Origin of the sequence: Actinotignum sp. UMB0459 (assembly GCF_051905915.1) — a bacterium.
Taxonomy (GTDB): Bacteria; Actinomycetota; Actinomycetes; order Actinomycetales; family Actinomycetaceae; genus Actinotignum; species Actinotignum sanguinis.
Genome location: NZ_JBQAIK010000008.1, coordinates 21,484 through 38,205 on the forward strand (window position 1 = coordinate 21,484; position 16,722 = coordinate 38,205).

Consider the following 16,722-nt stretch of genomic DNA (forward strand, 5'->3'; position numbering starts at 1 on the left):
AGCACAATGACTCACGCCATGGTGGACGTGTGCGACGTCTACAAATCTTTCGGTGACCACACCGTTCTCAAAGGTGTCAATCTCACGGTGGAACGCGGTGAGGTGGTGGTGCTGCTCGGCCCTTCCGGTTCGGGTAAATCCACGCTGCTGCGCTGCCTGAATGAGTTGGAAACTATTACCGCCGGGCGGATCTACCTGGACGGGGAGTTGCTGGGTATGACCGAGCAGCCCGCCCCCACCGGGTGGCGCGGGGTGCTGGCCCGCCGCGCTGGCGCACTCACCCCCCAGGGAACCTGGCTGCGCCAGCGCACCGAGGCGGAAGTTGCCGCCCAGCGCGCCAAGGTCGGGATGGTTTTCCAGCGCTTCAATCTTTTCCCCCATATGAGCGCGATGGAAAATATTATGGAGGCACCCGTGCAGGTGGCCCATCGCCCCGAAAAAGAGGCGCGGGCCGAGGCTTTGGAGCTCCTGGAGCGAGTGGGTTTGCGCGATCACGCCAATCATTTCCCGGCGCAGCTTTCGGGCGGGCAGCAGCAGCGGGTGGCCATCGCCCGCGCCCTGGCCATGCACCCCGAACTCATGCTTTTTGATGAGCCTACCTCCGCGCTCGATCCGGAGCTCGTGGGTGAGGTTCTCTCCGTGATGCAGGATTTAGCCCGCGGGGGGATGACCATGGTGGTGGTCACTCACGAAATCGGTTTCGCCCGGGAGGTCGCGGATAAAGTGGTGTTCCTCGACGAGGGCATGATTATCGACGAAGGCACCCCGGCGCAGGTTATTGATAACCCGCGCTCGGAGCGCACCCGCGATTTCTTCACCAAGGTGCTCTAGACAACCGTCCGCAGCCCCGTCTTTCGGTCTATCGGTCCTTCCTTGAGCGAATCCTCAGGATTCACACCAGTATCCCGGGGCACAACAGCACCTGCGGGGGGACTAGGTGTTGTCAGAGCTGTACTTCGTATGTACGACATGTGCAGTACACCTCGGAAAACACATGCCGGGTCCGAACTAACAACACGCTGTCAATAGCAACTATTTTGTCTATTACCTCGCTACGGCAGCTAGATAAATGGTGCCGGCCACTCCCGTTGTGGAGGGGGTGACCGGCACCGTATGCGTCTACCGGGTGCTAGTGCCGTGCGGCACTATTGCCGCGCAGCACTACTTCCGGTGGGCGCGGTAGTACTCAATGAGCTGGCGGGTGGAGGAATCCTGGGCCTCTAGCGCCTGCTCATCCCCGCTAATCGCCGGGGTGAGCTCCTTGGCCATCTGCTTGCCTAGCTCCACGCCCCACTGGTCGAAGGAATCGATACCCCAGACCGCACCTTGCGTGAAGGTAATGTGCTCGTAGAGCGCGATGAGCTGGCCGAGCACCGCCGGGGTGAGAGCCGGGGCCATAATCGAGGCGGTCGGCTTATTCCCGGGGAATTCCCGCGCGGTCACGATTTCTTCCGGGGTACCTTCCGCGCGTACTTCCTCCAGGGTCTTCCCGAAAGCCAAGGCTTTCGTTTGCGCGAAGAAATTGCCGAGGAAGAGCTCATGTTGGTCGGCTTCCCCGTCCACCAGCGCGAAAACAGGATTCGCGAAGGCGATGAAATCAGCCGGAATGAGCTGGGTGCCCTGGTGGATAAGCTGGTAGAAAGCATGCTGGCCGTTGGTGCCCGGCTCACCCCAGAACACTTCCCCTGTTTGGGTGGTCACCGGGCTGCCGTCCCAGCGCACTCGCTTGCCGTTGGATTCCATGGTCAGCTGCTGGAGATAGGCCGGGAAACGGTGGAGGTATTGGGCGTAGGGAAGCACCGCGTGGGTGGCCGCCCCGAAGAAATTGACGTACCAAATATTGAGGAGCCCCATGAGGAGGGGCACGTTTTCCGCGGCCGGCGCGGTGGCGAAATGCTCGTCAATCGTGCGGAACCCGGACAGGAATTCTTCGAAATGTTCCGGTCCGATGGCAATCGCGAGGGAAAGGCCGACGGCGCTATCAACCGAGTAGCGCCCCCCTACCCAATCCCAGAAGCCAAAGGCATTGGCGGGCTCAATTCCGAATTCCGCCACCTTTTCCAGGTTGGTGGAAACTGCCACGAAGTGCTTAGCCACCGCACCGGGATCTTGAATACCACGGGCGGCGAGCTGGGCGAGGAACCAGCTGCGGGCCTGGCGCGCATTGGTGAGGGTTTCCAGGGTGGTGAACGTTTTGGATGCCACGATGAAGAGCACGGTTTCCGGGTCCACTCCCCGCAGGGTCTCCCCCACATCGGTGGGGTCGATATTGGAAATGAAGCGGCATTCCAGCCCGTCCTTGACGTACGGGAGCAATGCTTCGTAGGCCATGACCGGGCCCAGATCCGAACCGCCAATACCGATATTGACCACGGTGGTGATGGCTTTTCCGGTTACCCCGCGCCAGCTGCCCTCGCGTACCTTGGTGGCGAAAGCGTACATCCGCTCGAGGACTTCGCGTACATCAGCGACGACGTTATGCCCGTCTACTTCCACTGTGTCGTCCGCGGTGCGCCGCAGTGCGGTGTGGAGCACCGCCCTATTTTCGGTTACGTTAATGCGCTCTCCGCGCAGCATGGCATCGCGGCGGGCGGCAACGCCGGTTTCTTCAGCGAGCTGGAGCAGCGCATCGCGGACGTCGTCGTCCAGATACGACTTTGACAGATCCACAAAAAGATCGCCGGCGGTGAAACTCAGCCGCTCAGCGCGCTGGGGATCCGCGGCGAAGCGGGCGCGGAAATCAGCGGTGAAGCCCTCGTGAAGGTCATGCAGCCGCGCCCAGGCGCGCGTGGTTGTGGGGTCAATGGGGTGCGACATGGTTATCCTCATCCTCGAAGTAGTCTTTAACTCGTAGTGTAATCAACTTCGCGGCCGCGCGGCGCGCGCTACCACACCGCGCGGGCGCGCCACCGGACTCTAGCACCACACATGAGCCCACCATCTTTGACACAATGTGTTCGGAGGAGGAACCATGTCAGATCACGCAGATCCCGTATCCCTTGCCATTCTTACCTCGGGTGGGGATGCCCCGGGTATGAACCCGGTGGTACGCGCCGTGGTGCGCACCGCTTTACACGTGGGCGCCCGTCCTTTCGCGATTCGCGAGGGGTGGCGCGGAGCTATCGATAATCTTATTGAGCCGCTGGTCTGGAGCGATGTTTCCTCCATTCTGGATAAGGGCGGTACGGTTATCGGCTCGGCCCGTTCCACCGAATTCCGCGAACGCGACGGGATGCGGAAAGTCGCCGCGAATCTGGTGCGCGCCGGAATTGACCGCCTCGTGGTTATCGGTGGGGATGGCTCGCTTACCGGTGCCGATACGCTGCGCGAGCGCTGGACCGGGCTCCTCGAGGAACTGGTTGAAGCGGGAGAAATTGAGGCCGAGCTGGCCGCCCGTCACCCCGAACTGCATATTGCCGGAGTGGTGGGTTCTATCGATAACGATATGGTCGGCACCGATATGACGGTGGGAACTAATTCCGCTCTGTGCCGCATTATTGATGCGATTGACGCTCTTACTTCCACGGCTGCATCCCACCAGCGGGTTTTCGTGGTGGAAGTGATGGGCCGGCGCTGCGGCTACCTGGCTCTTATGGGCGCGATGGCCGGCGGGGCAGATGATGTCATCATCCCCGAGCTTCCCCCGGAAGACGGCTGGGAAGATGCCATGTGCGAAAAGATCCGTGCCGGGCGGGCGGCCGGACGGCGCGATTCCATTATCGTCGTCGCAGAAGGCTGCATGGATCGGCACGGGGAAAAGATCACCGCGCAGCGCATCCAAGCCGCTATTAAAGAGCGCACCGGGGAATCCCCGCGTATTACGGCGCTCGGCCACGTGCAGCGCGGCGGTACGCCTTCCGCTTATGACCGCTGGATGTCCACCCTGCTCGGTTACACCGCTGCCCTGGAAGTCATCCGGGCTGAGCCGGGTGAAGAATCCTGCATTATCGGGATTCGCAATAACCGGCTCCAGCGCCTGCCGCTGGTGGAAACGGTTGCCAATACCAAGAAGGTCATTGATTACCTCGAAGAAGGCGATTATGAGGCGGCGGTGCGCTCGCGCGGCACCAGCTTCTCCCGTATCAAGTCCCTTTTTGAAACACTTTCTTCCCCGCTGGGTGAGGACCGTTACTTCAAGGACGGCTGGCGCCCGCGGGTGGCTATCCTGCACGCCGGCGGGCTTGCCCCGGGAATGAACGCGGCCGCGCGCAGTGCGGTGCGCTTGGGGCTGGATCGCGGCTTTGAAATGCTCGGGGTGGAAGGCGGTTTCCCCGGTCTCATTCGCGGGGATATTCGCCCGCTTGCCTGGGGCGATGTGGATGGCTGGGTCTCGCTAGGCGGGGCGGAACTGGGCACCGCCCGCTCGGTGCTCGGTATTGAGGATTACTTCGGGCTGGCGCGCTCCATCGAAGCCAATGGCCTGGATGCCATTATTATGATCGGCGGCCTGGCCGGCTATGAAACGGCGTGGAATATGGCGAAGGAAGCGGATCGCTACACGGCCTTCCGCCTCCCCCTCATCTGCGTGCCGGCCTCCATTGATAACAATCTGCCCGGCCACGATCTTTCCATCGGGGTGGATACCGCGCTCAATACCAATGTGGAGACCATCGATAAGATTCGCCGTTCCGCTTCGGCCTCCCGGCGCTGCTTCGTGGTGGAAACGATGGGGCGTAAATGCGGCTACCTAGCCCTCATGAGTGCGCTCTCCACCGGGGCCGAACAGGTCTACCTGCATGAAACCGGGGTGGATCTGGCCATGCTCACGAAGGAAAGCGAGCGGATGAACCGGGCCTTTGACGGCTCACGCTCCCTCTACCTGGCCATTCGCAATGAGGATGCCTCCAAGTACTACACCGCGGATCTGTTGCGGCGGGTCTTCCAGCAGGAAGGCCACGGGGCTTTCTCGGTTCGGTCCACGATTATTGGCCACCAGCAGCAGGGCGGTATCCCCACCTCCTATGACCGTACTCTCGCGGTTTCGCTCGCGGCCCTCGCCATTGATGAGGTCACCGCGCAGCTGGAGAAGAAGGAACGAGTGGGGGCGCGTTATATCGGCCAGCACAACGGCCAGCTGGAATCCCATCCGATTATGCGCATGGACGAAGAGATGGATATGAAGAACCGGGTCCCCCTGGATCCGTGGTGGATTTCGGCGCTCCCCGTGCTCTACACGGTGGCGGCCCGCGAGGATACCACCCCGCTGGAGCACCTGGCGATTTACGACGATAACCGCTAGTCTCGCTTGCTTGCAGCGCGGTTCTTGTACTCGCACGCGGTGGGGGCGACGACGCCGCTAGCTGGCAGCGCTCCCACCGGCCGCGGCTGTGCTCCTAATCCTCGGCCTCTGCGGCCCGGTCGCATTTTATTAGCGCGGCGGGTTCATTCTTCGAGAGCTTGGAGGACGGTGGCGCGGTTATGCCGCACTACGGCTCGCACCTGGTTCTCTTCCCAATCCTCGATGCCTTGGTCGAGCGCTTCGCGTGCGCCAGGTGTGCATGCCACGCCGAGCTCGTCAATGACGAAGAGGAGGATTTCTTCCAGACAGGGGCGGAACCAGCGCCGGCCGACCGGGAAATGAATATCAGCAATGTGGGGAGTGCGGGCTTCGTTCTTGATGCGCCGGCGCGACCGGCTGGAATGAGTACCACCCAGAACTAAAGTATGTGTCCATTCATCGCGGTGGGAATGGATCTGGATATGGGCGCAGGGAATACTCGAGCGTGGTGAGCGTATATAATCCCAGCGCACCAGCGGCTCGCTGCTTTTTGCTCCTCGGATGACCGAGAACGTTGATTCGTTGACGCTGAGAGAGCCGGTTTCCGGATTAAGGAAAAGTTCGTAATCGAAGCGGACGATAAGGAAACGAGCAACACGAATATCGCCCGACAATCTTTTTAGCGGGAGATCTCCTTTTGTGATCGTCTGTTTTATCAGTAAAAAGCCCGGGTCAATCAGCTCCCCGATCCGCTGTAGATGTGCCGCAAACTCATCGGCACGCTCATCCAATCGTGCGTTCACCACGGCAATACTCCTCGAAGCGATCCAGACCTATCATCTCGAAATAGGCGTCGGACTCTTTTGGTCCAAGCTGGTAGTTATCGGCGCGCCAGTCGAATTCTTCGCGGGTCATTCTGACCTCACGCAAGATTTCCTCCTTGCGTTCGAGGATTTCTTCCAGCGAGTTGAAAACACGATCCGGAAAATACAACCGGTCCTCGTAAACATCCATGTGTCTCACTCCTTCAATCGCCTCATAGCGGAGTAGTTGTTTGTGCTTATTCGTTATTCTCGCATGGCTCCAAGACGCAGCAAAGAGCTATTTACCCCCTGTGGGAAAGGGTGACGTTTGGTGATTATGTGGATAGCTTCTAGCTGGCCCCGTTACCGCCGGCCACAGCTTTACGTACTTCGTCCAGGAAGATTTCCGCAACCCGGCCCAGGCGCGCCTGTTTATCCCAAGCGAGCACACAGGTCAGGCCTACCAGCCAGTCAAGCGGGATAAACACCAGCCCCGCAGCACTACTCGGTTTACCCGAACTAGCATCAGCACGGCCCGTCAGCGCCATATTCTCCAGCACGATGGCTTCACCCACCCCGGCTTCGACCATGACCCGGGCCCCACGGCTGGTCCCGTAACGCCCCACAATTGTGAGTTGGTTTTCTTTATTAAGCCAGTACCCCAACTCTCGACTGCGTTCCTTCGGCATAATAAGAGACCGCTGGGTAATATCAGCCCGGCAAATCCTCTCACGCCCAACCAGGTCACTATCCGAGCGCACCAGCAACCCCCAACGGTCCTCATCCACTAAAGGCAGGGTTTCCCAGGCCGAGTAATCCCAGGATCCGTCCAGGACCGCGAAAGACGCGGTCCCCTCGGTAAGCATGCGGGTAGCTGCCTCCCGCCCGGAGAGCGTGATCTGGAACGTAATACCCGGGTAACGCGCTCTAACCTGGCTCATCACGGGTGCCAGGCCGTCCAGGGCGCTGCTTTCCCGCCCGGCAATCACGATGGTCCCGTTCGGATTATCCTCCAGGTTGTGAAGTTCGGCCACGGTGGTATCCATAAGGTTGAGGATCTGGTAGCTACGTTCGACCAAGTGGTGGCCAGCCTCGGTAAGTTCCCGCCCGCGCCCAAGCCGGCGAGTAAGCACCTGACCTACTTCTTCTTCCAGGAGCTGGATACGTTTAACAACCGCCGCGGTCGTACACCCAGATTCACGCGCCACCGCATCCATGGTCCCTAAACGTGAATAAAGAATAAGGGTCTCTAATAATTCCAGTCTCACACCGGTACCTCGTTTTATGTCTTGTAATAGTGAGTGGTCTAGATCGTTGACTGATAAGTGGTTAGTAACGCTCGATGCCGCAGTGCCCCCACCGGGCGAGCCGAGCTGCCGCGCGCTTTACGCTGCCACGCCCCACGCCCCGCGCCGCGCGCTTCGTTTTAGCGGAGCATATGCCGGGGCAGCATAAGTCGTTGGGGTTCTTCCCTACGCCTAGCAAACGCAGAGCGGGCAACCAGGAACGCGAACAGCAAAGATATAAGAATCGCGAGCAAGAAGGGGGTCATCCACCACGACCACTGCAACCCGTCTACCGCCGGGACTTCCACCGGATCAGGGAGCATGCGTTCCCCCGTCACAAGCAACCGGTGGGAATTCACCCCGTAGGGAGTACACGTAAGAAGGGTGGCTAGGTCTCGCCCGGGCACGCGTACCAGCAGGGTTGGGTCATGTGGGTCGACGACGTCTATCCGCACCACCCGATACCCGAACACTTGTCCTTGGATTTCGAAAAAGAACTCATCACCGATTCTCATATCGGTGAGCCGGTCAAACATTGACGAGGTCGGCAAACCCGTATGAGCAGTAACCACACTATGCCTGTTTAGGCCGCCTACCGGGATATCAGTACCAAACATATGCCCAGCTCCACGCTGGAGAGTACCCGGAGAAGTCCCGTGATAGATCGGAAGTTTCACCTCGATTTTCGGGATTTTCACTATCCCCATAATCCCGTTGGGTTGATCAAGTACCCGAGCGTATTCCTGGTAGGCCGGCAGGTCCGTGGCTAGGTCATCAAGATAGGGGTCAAGAACTGCCATTCCTTGGTGGCTAGCGTTATAGGCATGAGCACGCTCAATATAAGAGTTACGTAGTTCTTGGGATTGGGTATTTACCTGGCCCTCATAGGCACGGGATACCACTTTGGACTGCCAGTTATTCCACAGAGTCGAAGTCACCGGATAGGCCAGGCACAAAATCCCGATAAGGATCATAGCCAGCGGGGAGACCCGGCGTTTCTTCTCAACTGGATCAGTATAGAAGAGCAGGCTCGCCAACCCGCTCTCTTCACCCACACGCGCAGCCCGACGCCCAGCAACCGAACCCGATACCGGTTTAGATACCGAGCGGGAATTCTCCTTGGGTTCTACGTCGGAGGCTGGGTGCGACGCCGGCTGCGTTGCCGGCCGTGCTGCTGGTGACTTAGGTGTAGGGGTTTCCAGGGCACGCCGCCCACGCATCGGTGTCCTATCTGCTTCACGGCTCATGTCCCTTCACCCCCCTCTTTTTCCCTGGCGTTGGTCGGTCTTTCAGGGATTTGTGGGGCCGGTCGTGGACTGACCGGCCCCACAATCTTCGTTACCTACTCAGGCTGGCAATACCTGCGTAGTCAGTGTTTGTGTTTAGGCATTGCGCTTACGCGAACGCAGGTGCGTGAGCGCACCACCCGCCACTAATCCAGCACCGGCAAGGGCGAAGATACCCACCCCGATAGCACCGGTCTTCGGTAGGTCGAACCACTTCCCCGAATCCTTAGTCGGCACGTTCTTAATACCCGACTTGAAGACCTGACCGGCCTGATCGGTCACGGTCACCGTGGTGATCTCATCCGAGCGAATGAACTTAGCTGGGGCCTCCACCTCAACCACGTAGAAAGCTTCACCCTTCTTTGCCTTGAACTTCGGGGTTAGACCATCAGCGCCGGTCTCCTTGGTACCGAAGCCCTTCGACGCGTTCTGGCAGCTGGTGCGATCCTTCAAAGCCACGCAAGCCTTGGCATCATCCAGGCTCGCGAAGGCCGCGAACTTCGCGGCCGCGAGCGGCTTGCCGTCCGAAGCGTTGGTCTTAGCGATCTGGAAATCGTAGAGCTCAATGGTCGGGAACGGATTCGGCGTCGGGCCAGGACCCGGCTCCGGGCCGGGGCCAGGGGTCGGGCCGGGCTCGGGAACAACCGGACCAGGGGTCGGTTCGCTATCCGAGTGCCCAGGGATGAAACCAAACTTGTTAGAAACCGAATCAAGAGTCAGATCACTCTTGAGGGTGAAACTGAGATCCACCGTCACCACCGGAGCCTCCGAAGCAGTAGCCTTAGCCGCGATAGTGTTGAGGCCGTCCTCGGTGAAGTTCACCTGCAAGCGGGTACGATCCGCTTCTACACCCTCGGTCGGGGTGGTAATCGTGTACTGCGAAGCATCAATCGCAGTGCCGTTAACCTTCACAGACTTCACTGCACTCGCCTCCACGCTCTGGTAGGCGTTGGTAGGAGCGTCATCGAAGATAGCGAAGTCCTTGATATCACTCCCCTTGATGGGGCCCTTCTTATTTAGGGTCGCGGAGATCGTATAGGAGATATCATCACCTGCACCCACGACCTTATCGAAGGCACCAGTCTTACTCACCAGGTTACGGTCATCCGTATTCTTCGGGGTAACCTCAACATCATAGGTGTACTTCTGGTCCGCGCTCGAGGTACCCGTGATTTCCGGGACCGTCATGAAGAACGGCTTAATATCCGAGGTATAACCAGCCGGTACTTCAGATTCCACAATCTTGTAGAGGCCAAGCGGAAGATTTTCGACGACGGCCTTGCCCTCGCCGGTCGTTTTTACCTTGTGGACGGCAGTCGTGCTGAGCTTAGCCTTCGGACTATCGGGATTCGCGTTGAGGTCCTTGATTGCACCCGCCACGGTCTCCCAATCAGACACCTTCTTCATATCACCAAGGGTGACATCCCCGAGGGAATCCACCTTGGTCACTGTGAACTCGGCCCCGTTAACCGGTTTCTTCGTTGCCGCGTCCTGCTTCGTGATCGTAATCGATCCCGTTGTGGGAGCATTCGCAGCCCACGGAGCAACCGGGGCACCGGCCGGAGCCGGGTCACTTGCCGGGGCGGCGTTAGCAACACCGATACCCATTCCCGTCAGTGCCAGCGCACACGCCGCCACCAACGCTCTCAATGACTTCTTACGAGTCATATTATTTTTCCTTCCCATTATCAGCGACATGTCATGCGCTGGCCAACAGGCTTGGCATACGCCACGCCTTTGTTGTTGAACTTGTTTAAAATCTGTGCCCATATCTGGGCCAGTCCCACCCGTTACACCAAGGCAACGAGGATGCCGGCTTATTACACGCCCAACACACCCCGTTTCCGCTGCTTACACAACCCTGGGTCTATGAGGGCATATTCCGGGTGGGGCGTATTGGTTCATGCTCTGGCCCACCCCCTCTTTCTGCGGGTTTGGGTCAGCCACCACCCACCGGTAAGACCCACAATGACAAGCGCACCTAGCCCGGCAGCCCGGTTCATTCCTGCTCCACCTGTTTTTGGTAGTGCAGGCTGCACAACTTCTACCGTGAGCGGCTTGCGTGCCCATCCCAGGCCTTCCACGCCATTAGGGCCACTGGCTTGGCCTGTTGCCGGGTCAATCGTGACGCCGGGTTTCGTGGCATACACCCAACACCGGTAGAGACCTAGCTCCGCCTGGGTGGCATTACCATCCACCTCGCCAACCGTTCGCGCTGCGTTACTTACAAGCTCGATACCGGTAGGTGCTTGACGCACGCGAATCAACTCAACACCCGCGGGTAGTGCGTTGCGGTCCGTTTCACCCTGCCCATCATGCTTCGGGGCACAAACAGTCTGGAGACTGATAAGCCCGGGATCTGTTGTTGATGTGGCTTCAACCAAGAGTGGTTGCAATACCGGCTGGCCCTTGACCACCGTCAGGCTGTCCTTCGAGATAGTGAGGGCAACATTGATGCATTCGCCAAGTTCCCTCTCATTCATATCCCGCTCACGGGTTTCTACTCTCGAGGTCGCTTTACCGGTATCCTCCACCCATTTACGCAAAGACGAGTCCCACTTATAAGGAGTTGTTGTCACGGTCCTGGTTTCCTTGGCCTTACGAGTGTTGCAGTCTTTCGAGCCCTGCTCGGTCGAATCCTGCCAGTCACCTTCCGTGACCTTATCCACCGGCTGCGGGGTGCAAGCCTTATGCTCACCATCATTCATATCCCGCTGACGATTCTCAGTAGTCTTCGACGCCTTACCCGCGTCGAGCACCCACTGACGCTTACCCGAATCCCACTTATACGGAGTCGTGGTCTTGATACGCGACTGCGAAACCTTACGGCTGTTGCAATCCTTAGCCCCGTCAACCCAATCCGAATACGTCACCTGAGCCGGTGGAGGGTTGCCTTGTAGTCCCTTCACAACCACCGCCGCCGGAGTGAACCTAAAACCATATTTCGATGCGTTCTCCGCTGTAAGACCAAGGGTTCCCTGAGTGATTGGATACTCGCCAGGCGGATCACCCGGTTTATACGTTGTGGCGAGTTCACCTTGAATCTTCGAGCGATCCGATCCGGGATTCGTCCGATATGTGAGCGGAGGAAGGGGATCACCTACATTAATGAAAATAGGATTAGCACTCGCCGCGACGAACGGCTTAGGCCTTATTACGAGAATTGCATCATCGGGCGGATTCGGCGGACAAAGGTAATAAAGGAGATCCCAGGCATTCCAACCGGAAGCAATATTTCCGTTCTTACGACAAACTTGGGCTAATACTTCCTTGCCCTCAACCTCCTTATATATGGAATAAGCATCCTCACTGAACTCAAAAAACGAGTAGCCGTAACGATCATCATGATTATCGAAATAAAACTCATCCAGATCCCAGAATGGCTTATATTCAAAACGTATGGTGGTCTTACCAAACGTCCTAAAAGCTGCTTGGAACTTTTTAAAGGTTGGATCGTCAAACGGTCCTCGGAGACGCTTCAGATTCCATTCCGTTGTATCGACATACGAAACGGATACTGCTCCGTAAAACATCCACGCGATATTGTCGATGTTCGGCAATTTCCATTGACTGGTATCAGGATCCGCAGATACAGCGTTATAAAACATCCTTCCCGTTGATGTAACTTGTTCGGTGTCCCATCGGCTAACGTCAGGATTAGCTAATTCGGCCCCCTCGAACATGCGCGATAAGTCGCGGACCTGGCTGGTGTTCCATCGACTAACATCTGGATTAGCTTTTTTCGAATGGAGGAACATCCACCTCATTGTGGTGACATTTTTTGTGTCCCAATTGGATACATCTGGGTTCGCCATATAAGCTCGAAAAAACATTCTCTGCATATTTGTAACAGAGGAAGTATCAATACCGTGGCTCGGCAAGTCTATCTCTGCAGCATCACAGCCCTCGAAAAGTGATGATGAATCGCTTGGAAAACTAATCTGCTTATTAGAATTTGGAGAAAAAGCTATTCTTTTCGGTTCAGCTTCACCACCTTTGTCGCAATACTGCTTTTTCAGATCCATCCACTGTCTACGGTTAAGTTCGCCGTATCCAGCTACGGTAAGTGTTTTTATGGTGGCATCCCATGTGGCGGTGAGGTTAGGGCCGACGGGCACGGATGCAGCACGCTCCATTGCGCGCGTTTCTCCCCCATCGGAAGTGTCGGGTGACGCAAGGCTAGGAGCAGCTACCCCCCCCCCCGCTAAAACAGCAAGCGCGGCAATAACAGCAGCCGCTCGTTTGATCAGCTTCACTACTAACCCCTCACCAATTGTCACCGTTACAGGCACACATTCCACACCCGTCGCGAAACCATTTTCACGTTCAATAAGGAATAGAAATGAGTACGACTGCATAGTCGCTTTCTTGATTTACCTTAGCTAATTTCTACAGTTTTCACCACAGGTTACATTCACGATTGCTTCAGCACCAACTGCGCAGTAGTCAGACTTTTCCGCTATTTAATGCGCCTACAGGTAGATACTTGTGACTAAAGTCTCGAGCGGAAACGTCTTTTGTAATCAACATTCAATAGTGTGGAGATTGGTCCAATATCGACCATACCATTCGGGAAACATATCGCCAATTTGTGCATAATAATTAGTTACAAATATGCCGCACCAATAAGATATTTTGATCTAATATCATTAGCGTCACACAGATCGTACGCACCCACTACGCCGTGAAAATACTATTTTTTGCGTTTTTGTGTCACCGCGGGAATGCGCCGCGCAGCCCCTGTAAAAGGTATATCCAGAATTCAACAGCACCGCGGTAGAGCGCCGACTAGCACCCCGAAGGCTGCCCACGGCTCGAAAGTTTCGCGAAACCGCTCCCCCAAACCGCTAGTGCTGGCGGCCGGCTTCGCTGTGTCCCTCCATGCGAGCCATAGCGATATCCTCCGATTCGGTCACCTGGTCCACCCGCACCCGGTCGATACGGCGTCCGTCCAGGGATTGCACGGTGAGTTCCACCGCGCCCAACCGGGTGGAATCCCCCACCTGGGGCATGCGCCCGAGCTGGGCGATGATGTAGCCGGCCAGGGTATCGAAGGGCCCCTCGGGAAGTTCCACCCCGAGCATTTTGAGCACTTCGGGGCGGGTGGACAGCCCATCCATATCCCGCACTCCCCCGTGCACCTGTACTTTGGGCACCTCGCGGTCGTATTCGTCACGAATTTCGCCCACGAATTCTTCCATGACGTCTTCAATCGTCACGATGCCGTCCGTGCCCCCGTATTCGTCCACCACAATGGCGAGGTGGGCGTGCGCCTTGCGCAGATCCGAGAGGGCTTCCAGCACGTCCTTCCCCGTGGGGAAGAAGGTCACCGGGCGCACAAGATCGCTCACCCGCTGGGCGGTGGGAGCGGGGGCGAGCATATCGCGAATGTGGAGGAAGCCGATCACGTCGTCGTCGTTCCCACCGCGGCGCACCGGATAACGCGAGTGTTCCAGCGCGGTCACCAGCGGGCGCGCTTCCTTCAGGGAAAGTTCCGCGTCCAGGAATTCTACTTCGGTGCGCGGCGTCATCACTTCCTGCACCGTGCGGTCCGAAACGGAGAGCATGGAGACGACCATATCGCGCTCTTCCGTGCCGATGGTTTCTTGGCTGGCCACGAAAGCGCGCAGCTCCGCCACGCCCATTTCTTCGCGCTGCTCCTTCGGGTCGCGGCGCAGCAGGCGCAGCACCCCGTTCACGCTCACCCCGAGGAACCAGATGACCGGGCGCAGCACCGCGGTGATAAAGGCGAGGGGCCGGGCGGCCACCGTGGAGATAGTTTCCGCCGATTGCAAGGCGATGCGCTTGGGCACCAGTTCCCCGAACACGATGGAAATATAGGAGATCACGAGCGTGGTGAGCACGAAAGCAAGAGTGGTGGCGCCGTTCTCCGACATCCCCCAGGCACGGAACGTGGGCGCAATCTCCGGAGCGATGGAGGCCGCACCGAAGGAGGCGGAGAAGAATCCGGCCAGGGTCACGCCCACTTGAACGGCGGAAAGGAACTGGTTGGAATCCGCGGTTAGGCGCTGGATAGTTTTCCCGGAGGCGGAGTTTTCTGCCATCTCGTCAATCTGCGTTTGCCGCAGGGACACCAGCGCGATTTCCGAGGCGGCGAAAAACGCGCCGATGAGCGTGAAAACGATAACCCAGATAATGTTCATAGCTAAGGGACTCACCAGACCAGTATGGACGAGGCCGCGCTGAGCTACCCCACCGTGTCTCAGAAACAAGCGGCAAGCGAACACGCGGGCAGCATGCTGGTACGACGCCGCCGCCGTGCCTGCGTGGTGGCGTGCCGGGGCGCTGCGGCGTCGTTCTTAAATAACGGGAGGCGTGAGGGCGAAACGCGCGAGGAAAAAGAGGGCTGCGGCAAAGAGGAGAAGGGTGGCGGCGTCCGTGATGCGCGAGCGCACCGAGGGAACGTAGCCGGTGGGCAGGGTCAGGCGCGCCACCGCGAGAACCACGAAGCTGCCCGCGAGCGCGAGGATCGCCACGCGCGGGTCAGCGAGGAAGGCCAGGGCTATAACGATGCCGATCCAGGCCGCGCAGGCCCAGTAGACCACCGGGTGAGAAAAATGCGCATTCACATCGGCCAGTATATCCCGCGCCCGGGCGGCTATCCGTGGCCCGGGCAGTTATCCGCGGCCCGCGCGGCCGCTACATGGTGAAGAGGTGGAAGAAGGCGCCGATAAAGCGGATATCTTCAACCGTATGTGTTTTGAGATTGACGGTGAGGAGGAGGGCAACGATCCCCCAGGCTACCGTCAAGCTCACCCAGGTCCAACGCCGGATCCGGTAGCGGCCTTTGCCGCGCGGGAGGGCATGGCGGCGGGTCTGCGCGGCGTGCCGGGGCACGTAGAGGCGGCGGCGCACCAAGCTTCGCCCGCGCACCACGCTCCCGGCTGCCAGAAGCGCGAAAATCACGTAGGCGCCCGCAACGGTGGTTTTTTGAGTCATCCACCCGCGGGTGGCCACCACGCTTTTCGTTCCGCCCGTCTGGCCACCATTCCACCAGTCCAGCGCCCCGGGGAGCTGTTTTTTCCAGGTGTCCCAGGAGTGCCCGCCGTTGGGGTCGAGGTGCACGGTGGTTTTCAGGCGCGGGTTATCAACTTCCTCCAGGCCGCGCGCCAGTTCCACCGGGTCGTTATCGGTACGGGTCCCGGTGAAATACATGGACTGGGGCCAGCTCGCTTTTTTCATAAGATTGGTGACGGTGAATTGTTCACGCAGGCCGGGGGCTTGAGTCAGGCCAATAACCGGCACGTTGTATCCGGAAAAGGAGATCACCGAGGCGAAGGTTTGCGGGTTGTACAGCCCGAGCACCGGCGCGCACCAGCCCCCGTAGGAGGCCCCGGCAATGGCCCAGTCGCGCCGATCCGCGGAAACCGAGAAATTCTTGCGCACCATCTGCACGACGTCGCGGTTCACCCACGTGCCCACCGCGGGCCGCCCCGATAGATCCACGCAATCGGGCTGTTGGTTATCAACATTGAGGGAGGGAACGACGACGATAGTATCCGGCGCGCTCGCCGGCATCGTATGTTCCAAATCCAGCACGCCCGGGATTTTCTCCGTCTGGGAGGGGAATCCCTGAATCATAACGATTACCCGGTAGGTGCGTTCGGGGGAATAATCCGGGGGTAGGTAGACCCATACGGGCAGTTCAAGGCCGGATTCGGGGCCGCGGAAGACCGTGCTCACCACCCCTCCTCCGGCGGGGGTGAAATCGGCTTTCCACTCTTTACCTTCGGGCATGGGGATCTCACCGGATTGTCCGGCGTATTTGGGTAGTTCGCTCGTCACCGCGGTCACGGATGCCTTGCCACCACTTTTTGTGAAAATGGTTTTGACATCGCTCCACGTGCTCGCGTACTGCAAGTTGAGGTTCATCCCCACCCCAATAGCGACGACGCCGCATACCGCTGAGATCACCATCGCAAGCACCGGAATCGCGGTAGCCAGGCGGCGGGTACGCGGGATGGTGCGCACCCCCAGCGCCAGGAAAGCCAGCGAGCACAGGCCAGCGGCCAGGAGCGCCCCGTGCGTATTGGGTTGAAGCATAGGTAAAATTTTAGGCCGCTCGGGCGGACCCGCGCGCCGTTATTTCACTCTACGCCCAGCTCTCC

Annotated in this window: 12 protein-coding genes; 2 read left to right on the forward strand and 10 right to left on the reverse strand. The window is 58.6% G+C overall.

Going from position 1 to position 16,722, the window contains the following annotated elements:
• The first annotated feature begins 6 nt into the window (after nucleotides 1–6).
• Nucleotides 7–831 (forward strand): amino acid ABC transporter ATP-binding protein, encoded by an 825-nt coding sequence (locus ACTFPK_RS01800; protein WP_439910962.1) that lies wholly within the window; start codon nucleotides 7–9, stop codon nucleotides 829–831.
• Nucleotides 832–1,161: 330 nt separating this feature from the next.
• Here ACTFPK_RS01800 and pgi read toward each other — a convergent pair whose 3' ends face one another.
• Nucleotides 1,162–2,817: a glucose-6-phosphate isomerase gene (gene pgi / locus ACTFPK_RS01805; protein WP_126134759.1), complete on the reverse strand. Its 1,656-nt coding sequence runs from the start codon at nucleotides 2,815–2,817 to the stop codon at nucleotides 1,162–1,164.
• 154 nt (nucleotides 2,818–2,971) lie between these two features.
• On the opposite strand from pgi, the gene ACTFPK_RS01810 reads away from it, so the two are divergent.
• Nucleotides 2,972–5,239 (forward strand): 6-phosphofructokinase, encoded by a 2,268-nt coding sequence (locus ACTFPK_RS01810; protein ID WP_126134758.1) that lies wholly within the window; start codon nucleotides 2,972–2,974, stop codon nucleotides 5,237–5,239.
• Between the two features lie 143 nt (nucleotides 5,240–5,382).
• On the opposite strand, the gene ACTFPK_RS01815 is transcribed toward ACTFPK_RS01810, so the two are convergent.
• The 9 genes from ACTFPK_RS01815 to ACTFPK_RS01855 all read right to left on the reverse strand — a co-directional run bounded on the left by ACTFPK_RS01815 (nucleotide 5,383) and on the right by ACTFPK_RS01855 (nucleotide 16,657).
• Nucleotides 5,383–6,024 carry a hypothetical protein gene (locus ACTFPK_RS01815; RefSeq protein WP_274778206.1) on the reverse strand — a complete coding sequence of 214 codons (642 nt, stop codon included), beginning with the start codon at nucleotides 6,022–6,024 and terminating at the stop codon, nucleotides 5,383–5,385.
• A complete protein-coding gene (locus ACTFPK_RS01820; RefSeq protein ID WP_126134756.1) occupies nucleotides 6,002–6,232 on the reverse strand; it encodes a hypothetical protein in 231 nt (76 codons plus the stop codon). Before ACTFPK_RS01820 ends, ACTFPK_RS01815 begins: the two co-directional genes overlap by 23 nt.
• Before the next feature lie 139 nt (nucleotides 6,233–6,371).
• Nucleotides 6,372–7,289, reverse strand: a complete 918-nt coding sequence (locus ACTFPK_RS01825; protein ID WP_274755779.1) for a LysR family transcriptional regulator — start codon at nucleotides 7,287–7,289, stop codon at nucleotides 6,372–6,374.
• Nucleotides 7,290–7,447: 158 nt separating this feature from the next.
• Nucleotides 7,448–8,362, reverse strand: a complete 915-nt coding sequence (locus ACTFPK_RS01830; protein WP_274755778.1) for a class C sortase — start codon at nucleotides 8,360–8,362, stop codon at nucleotides 7,448–7,450.
• 327 nt (nucleotides 8,363–8,689) lie between these two features.
• Entirely contained in the window at nucleotides 8,690–10,261 is a 1,572-nt protein-coding gene (locus ACTFPK_RS01835; protein WP_439910963.1) for a SpaH/EbpB family LPXTG-anchored major pilin, read from the reverse strand.
• A 233-nt stretch (nucleotides 10,262–10,494) separates the two neighbouring features.
• The gene (locus tag ACTFPK_RS01840; RefSeq protein ID WP_439910964.1) at nucleotides 10,495–12,951 is read right to left on the reverse strand and encodes a BspA family leucine-rich repeat surface protein; all 2,457 of its coding nucleotides are present in this window, start codon (nucleotides 12,949–12,951) and stop codon (nucleotides 10,495–10,497) included.
• Between the two features lie 489 nt (nucleotides 12,952–13,440).
• Nucleotides 13,441–14,772: a hemolysin family protein gene (locus ACTFPK_RS01845; protein WP_274755749.1), complete on the reverse strand. Its 1,332-nt coding sequence runs from the start codon at nucleotides 14,770–14,772 to the stop codon at nucleotides 13,441–13,443.
• Nucleotides 14,773–14,913: 141 nt separating this feature from the next.
• Nucleotides 14,914–15,183 (reverse strand): DUF3017 domain-containing protein, encoded by a 270-nt coding sequence (locus ACTFPK_RS01850; RefSeq protein WP_274733242.1) that lies wholly within the window; start codon nucleotides 15,181–15,183, stop codon nucleotides 14,914–14,916.
• Nucleotides 15,184–15,253: 70 nt separating this feature from the next.
• Nucleotides 15,254–16,657, reverse strand: a complete 1,404-nt coding sequence (locus ACTFPK_RS01855; RefSeq protein ID WP_274755750.1) for an alpha/beta hydrolase — start codon at nucleotides 16,655–16,657, stop codon at nucleotides 15,254–15,256.
• Nucleotides 16,658–16,722 lie beyond the last annotated feature (65 nt).